Origin of the sequence: Niveispirillum sp., assembly GCF_017996735.1 — a bacterium.
GTDB lineage: Bacteria > Pseudomonadota > Alphaproteobacteria > Azospirillales > Azospirillaceae > Niveispirillum.
The window spans coordinates 80,377-86,377 of record NZ_JAGOGJ010000011.1 but is presented as its reverse complement, the minus strand read 5'-3'; the positions used below and the strand labels follow the sequence as shown (position 1 = coordinate 86,377).

The window sequence follows — 6,001 nt, the reverse complement described above, 5'->3', positions numbered from 1 at the left end:
GCGCTTGGCAGGACCCGGCAATTCCACATTCACCTCCAGCACGGAGCAGCCGCTTTCGCGCTCCAGCTTCACCGCCACCTTGTCGTCGTCGATGGAGACGTACTTCTTGATGACGGCCAGCAGTTCCTGTTGAAGGGCAGGCAGGAAGTCGGGGCTATCGCGGCCCGACCGTTCGTGCGCCAGCACGATCTGCAACCGCTCCTTGGCCTGGGCCGCCACGGTTGGCGGCTTCGACCGGCGGAAAATATCCATCAGGCTCATGCGGTCCTCCGCAGCAGGCGGTCCAGGAAGCCCTTCTTCTCGGGCTTGATGAAACGATGCTCGATGGTTTCACCCAGGAAGCGGCCGACGGCATCGCCATAGGCCTGACCGGCGTTGGACTTGTCGTCCAGCACCACCGGCATGCCGACATTCGACGCCTTCAGCACGGCCGGGCTTTCCGGGATGATGCCCAGCAGCGGGATGGCCAGAATCTCCAGCACATCCTCCACCTTCAGCATCTCACCCTTCTCCACACGGTCGGGGTCATAGCGGGTGACCAGCAGATGCTCCTTCACCGGCTCCAGCCCCTGTTCGGCGCGGCGGGACTTGGCCTGGATCACGCCCAGGATGCGGTCGCTGTCGCGCACGGACGACACTTCGGGGTTCGTCACGATGATGGCATGGTCGGCCCAGTAGAGCGCCATCAGGGCGCCCTTCTCGATGCCGGCCGGGCTGTCGCACAGGATGTAGTCGAATTCCTTCTTCAACTCATCCAGGATCTTGCCGACCCCTTCCTGGGTCAGCGCGTCCTTGTCGCGTGTCTGGCTGGTGGGAAGGATGTACAGGTTCTCGACCCGCTTATCCTTGATCAGTGCCTGACTCAGCCGGGCCTCGCCATTGATGACATTGATGAAATCGAACACCACCCGGCGTTCGCATCCCATGATCAGGTCGAGATTGCGCAGGCCCACATCGAAATCGATGATGCAGGTCTTGAACCCACGCAGGGCAAGGCCGGTGCCGAAGGCGGCGCTCGAAGTGGTCTTCCCCACGCCGCCCTTGCCGGAGGTCATCGTAATGATCTTGGCCAAGAGGCGTCTCCCAAGGTCAAAGGTTGATCAAACAGTCCGTCAGGCCACGTTGGTGGCCAGCGGGTCGATATGCAGATAGCCATTGTTCAGGTAAATTTGAACCTGACGACGGCGTATATCCTTGCCGATATCTTCCGACACGCGATACAGCCCGGCGATGGACACCAGTTCGGCATCCAGGCTCTGGCAGAAGATGCGTGACGTCTGGTCGCCGCTGACACCCGCCAGCGCGCGGCCTCGCAGCGCACCATAGACATGGATGGAACCATCGGCCAGCAGTTCCGCGCCAGGGCTGACAGAACCGATCACCACAAGGTCACCGCCGGGGGCATAGATCTGCCGGCCTGACCGCACATTTTCCGTGATCACCATGGCGCTGCGCTGCGGCGCCGGCTCCGGCAAGGGGGCCGGTGCGGGCGCCGGGGCCGGTGTCGGTGCGGCAGGGGCCTGCGGCTGCACCTGCACATTGGCCAGACCCTGCGCGGGGCTGCGGCCCGTGCCGGCCAGCGGGTCGAACATTTCCACCTTGCCGCGCGGCGCGCTGATCAGCGCCATGCCCCGCGCCAGGGCAGCATCCTGCTGCTCCTTCGTGCCGCCTTGAAGACCCACGGCCATCAGGCCCAAATTCTTCAAAAGCTTGCAGAACGCGTCCATGTCGAACGGCGTGCCGGCGGGCAGATCGTCCAGGTCCAGCACAACGCCGGCATGCCGGAAAAAATTCGGTGCCTGGGCGATCTTGCCGGACAGGACGGGGAAAAAATTGGGATTGTGGGGGTCGCTGACCTTCAGCACCATCATTGTGAAGGTGCTGCCGCGCAGCTGGAACGGTGCGTCCCTGAAGGCGACCTGATTGCTCATATTCTTGTCAGACCCCGCCTGTCCCCAACCATACGGCGCCGCGAAAAGACCCAGCGCCGAATCACGCCGCCGTTCAAGCGCTTTTCGCGCGCCGACGCAAGAGTTTCATGCGGCATATCTTGCGACAAGGCGCCATTGTTCCACAATATCTATTCCGGATGGGCATGTATGATTGGTTGTCGGCGTCCCGCAAGGTCCCCGGCTTGAGGCGATCGCGACCACCGGGGCCGGTCTGGCACCGCTGCGGACCCGGCACCGGCGACGGGGTGTCCAGTCCTACTGCATTTGCGAAGCCCGACTCGATATCCCCCCGCCTCGAAAGGCGTACCTCGCGAGATATTGTGTGAAGGTTGCGTTGCAACCGCAACAGATGGTGACGGGCGGAATCTTTTGAGATAGGATTCCCAATGTTGGTCCTGAATGGGTGATTGGATCGTTCAATGGCAGATGGCCCGGCAGCATCTTATTGCAGCGCAACGGCAACCGGCCGAACCATCCCTTGTCGCATGGCAGCATGCGCACCGCCCGCAGCAGCACCGGCCGCCCGACGGCTTCATCCGCAACCGCACCGCTCGAACAGAGGGTGCGGTTTTTTATTGCCCCGTCGGGCGCTTGTCGCGTTCCCGCTTCAACCGGACATTGTCCATTGCCGCAAGTGAGGAGATGCCAGATGGCCAAGCGCCAGTCCAAGCCCGCGTCCAGCAGCAGCGACAACAAGGTTCAGCCGCTTTTCCCCCGCCAATCCACGGGTTGGGACCCGCTGGGCACCGGCGGTGAGGAACGGCGGGAGCAGTCCTATGTCCGCACCGTCAAGCCGATGAGCGCCGGCCAAGCGCTGCTGATGCAGGCGATCAAGGAGCATAACCTGACCCTGGCGCTGGGGCCCGCGGGTACGGGCAAGACCTATCTGGCCATCTCGTCCGCCGTAACGGCGCTGGAAAAGGGGGAGGTGGATCGCATCGTCCTGTCCCGTCCCGCCATCGAGGCGGGGGAAAGCATCGGTTATCTGCCCGGTGACATGAATGAGAAGATGGCGCCGTTCCTGCGCCCCCTCTATGACGCGCTGTCGGACCGACTGGGGTCCAAACGGCTGAAGGCCATGATGGCCGACGGGTCGATCGAGATAGCGCCGGTCGGCTATATGCGCGGCCGGACCCTGAACAATGCCTTCGTGGTCATCGACGAGGCGCAGAACTGTACCTATGCCCAGATCAAGATGCTGCTGACCCGCCTGGGCTGGCATTCCACCATGGTGCTGACGGGTGACCCGGATCAGTCGGATCTGCTGCCCGGCGTGTCGGGCCTTTCCGACATTGCCCGCCGTCTGGAGGCGGTGGAGGGCATCGCCATCGTGCGTCTGGCCGATGCTGACATCGTGCGTCACCCGCTGGTGGCCAGCATGCTGACGGTGTTGTAAGGGGCTGCTACCGCGACGGACGGGGTCAGTTGGAGACGGCCCCGTCCGGCCCCAGATGATCGACATAGCGTTGGGCCACCGCCGCGCTGTCGATCAGATCCAGGCCCCGGATCAGGCTGGACCGTGCCAGGGCGGCCCGCTGGCTGCCATTGAAGCAGGCATGCAGGGATTGTGGCGGCCCCAATGGCCGCTCGTTCAGGCTCAGGGCCGATTTGCCCTGCGCAATATCGGTCCGTTCCAGGTCCGGTTTCAAAAAGGCGAACTGGCTGATCTCCACCACCGCCGCATCCGTGCGGCCGGCCTGCAGCTTGCGCAGGTTCGCGGCATCCGTGGGGGCCACGTCCAGCCGGATGCGCCCCTGACGGTGCAGATCGGTGATGATCGGCCCGTTATCATAACCATCCACAACGCCGATCATCAAACCGTGCAGGTCCGTCGGTGCCTTCCATCGCACGGGCAGTTCCTGGCGCTGTGCCAGGGCGTAGCGGAAGTGCCCGATGGGTTTTTCCGACAGGATGCCGCCGGCCGCCGCGCATTCGGTCGATGTGGCCGTGAAGAAACCGACATGGGGGCCATCCACCTGCATGGCCGCGGCCACGGCGCGTTTCCAGGGCAGGATGGTGATGCGAATGGAATGGCCCTGCGTGCCGAAAGCCGCGCGCAGGACCGTTGTCATCGACCCGCCCTCGGGCAGGGAACCGGAAAAGGGCGGCCATTCCAGGGTTGTGAAGGACCATTCCTCGGCTTGCGCGGCCAAGGGGGCCAGAAGCACCCCGCAAAGGACCATCAAAGATCGCAGCCGACGCATGACCACTCCCGATAATCGTTACTCGTGCCGAAACTAGGCGCCGCCTGCCGGTCCGGCAACCTTACCCCGTATGACCATAAGCGTGGTTTCCGAATTGCCGGAATGGAATGTTGATCTTCAACCTGCCCGCACCTGGGCGATGAATGCCTCGACCTGCCGGCGCAATCCGTCCGCCTCACGCGACAGATCCCCGGCCGATGCCAGAAGATCGGCGGCACTGCCGCTGGTGCTTTCTGCTGCTTCGCGCACGGCGTCGATATTGCCCGCGATCTCCGCCGTGCCGGTGGCGGCCTGTTGTACGTTACGGGCGATTTCGCGTGTGGCCGCATCCTGCTGCTCCACGGCGGTGGCGATCTCGGCCGCGATCTCGTTGATTTCCCCGATGGTGCGGGTGATTTCGATGGTGGCGGACACGGCACTGCCCGTGGCCTGCTGGATGGCATTGATGCGCGCGGTGATGTCGTCGGTGGCCTTGGCCGTCTGGCTGGCCAGGTTCTTCACTTCCGACGCCACCACGGCGAAGCCCTTGCCGGCCTCGCCCGCCCGCGCCGCCTCAATGGTGGCATTCAGTGCCAGTAGGTTGGTCTGGCTGGCGATTTCGGCGATCAGCCGGACCACGGCGCCAATGGCCTCGGCTTCGGTGGCCAGGGCCTGGATGGTGTTGTTGGTGGCTGTCGCCCGGTCGGCGGCGGCGCGTGCGATGTCTGCCGAGGTGCCGACCTGCCGCGTGATGTCGCCGATGGACGCCGTCATCTCCTCCGCGGAAGCGGCGACGGTCTGGACATTGGCGCTGGTCTGGTCGGTGGCGGCGGAGACGATTCCGGTCCGGCCCCGGGCTTCTTCTGCCGATGCGGACAGCGACCCGGCGCTGTCGTTCACATGGGTGGCGGCCGATGCAACGCGGTCCACGATACCCATCACCCCGGCCTCGAAACTGTCGGCCAGCGCCATCATGGCCTGACGGCGTTCCGTTTCGGCCCTGGCATCGGCGCGCTTCACATCCTCGGCCAGCCGCTCCGCCTCCACGGCGTTGGCCTTGAAGGTCTGCAGCGCCGTGGCCAGCCGTCCGATCTCGTCATGCCGGCCCAGGCCTGGAACCGCGACGGACAGGTCCCCGCCCGCCACACGGGCCATGGCCCCCGTCACGGCCTCCACCGGCCGTGCGATCGTGTAGGTGGAGATGTAGAAGGCCAAGCCCCCCACCACAGCGATGCCCACCGCCACCGAGATCAACACCAGACTGCGCGATCGTTCGGCGTCTGCCGTGGCGGCAGCCGACTCCGCCTTCACCGCTTCGCGCAGTTCGTCCGACACTTTCAGGGCCTTGTCGCGCAGACCGTCCATGGCCGGATCAAAGCGGCTGGACACCAGTGCCAGGGCCTCGGCCGGCTTCCCCGCCCGGACCAGTGGCGCGATTTCCTTGAAAATGTCCTGGCTGGCCAGCAGGTCCTGCTGGATTTCCGCGATGCGCGCCGCGTAACGGGGGGCGGCCGCCTTTGTCTGGTCCAGATAGCCCGATGCCTGCCCGAAATTGCGGATACCCCGGTCATGCGCTTCCTGGATGCGCTTTTCATCGGGCATGGACAGCAGCTTGTAGCTCTGCCGGCTGACCGCCGTCAGTTCCCGGACGGCCCGCACCGCCTCCAGCGCCGCCGTCTGGTGACCGTTCATAAGACGGGAATATTGGGCGTCCGTGTCCACCAGCCGGGTGGAGGCAAAAAGCCCCACGGCGACGGTCAGGGCGCCCAACAGGCCGATGATGGCCAGAATCCGGGCGGAAATGCTGAGACGGCTGATATCCATGGCCTGTTCTTGCTGGGTGTCGGGCGGCGGCGGGAAAGGGGG

The 6,001-nt window shown here is 64.7% G+C and carries 6 protein-coding genes; 1 reads left to right on the top strand and 5 read right to left on the bottom strand.

Annotated elements, in window-relative coordinates:
* The 3 genes from minE to minC form a co-directional block, all read right to left on the bottom strand.
* On the bottom strand, positions 1–261 hold a 261-nt coding region (minE, locus tag KBA48_RS06510; protein ID WP_292904401.1), incomplete at its 3' end, for a cell division topological specificity factor MinE.
* On the bottom strand, positions 258–1,073 hold the full coding sequence (gene minD, locus KBA48_RS06505) for a septum site-determining protein MinD (protein ID WP_292904399.1): 816 nt from the start codon (positions 1,071–1,073) through the stop codon (positions 258–260). The genes minD and minE, both read right to left, overlap by 4 nt.
* 39 nt (positions 1,074–1,112) lie before the next feature.
* A complete protein-coding gene (gene minC / locus KBA48_RS06500; RefSeq protein WP_292904397.1) occupies positions 1,113–1,931 on the bottom strand; it encodes a septum site-determining protein MinC in 819 nt (272 codons plus the stop codon).
* 670 nt (positions 1,932–2,601) lie between these two features.
* Between minC and KBA48_RS06495 the strand changes: the two genes are divergently transcribed.
* Positions 2,602–3,348 (top strand): PhoH family protein, encoded by a 747-nt coding sequence (locus KBA48_RS06495; protein ID WP_292904395.1) that lies wholly within the window; start codon positions 2,602–2,604, stop codon positions 3,346–3,348.
* 25 nt (positions 3,349–3,373) lie between these two features.
* Here KBA48_RS06495 and KBA48_RS06490 read toward each other — a convergent pair whose 3' ends face one another.
* Entirely contained in the window at positions 3,374–4,156 is a 783-nt protein-coding gene (locus KBA48_RS06490; RefSeq protein ID WP_292904393.1) for a hypothetical protein, read from the bottom strand.
* Positions 4,157–4,273: 117 nt separating this feature from the next.
* Complete coding sequence (locus KBA48_RS06485; protein WP_292904390.1) at positions 4,274–5,959, bottom strand: methyl-accepting chemotaxis protein; 1,686 nt, start codon at positions 5,957–5,959, stop codon at positions 4,274–4,276.
* Positions 5,960–6,001: the final 42 nt, after the last annotated feature.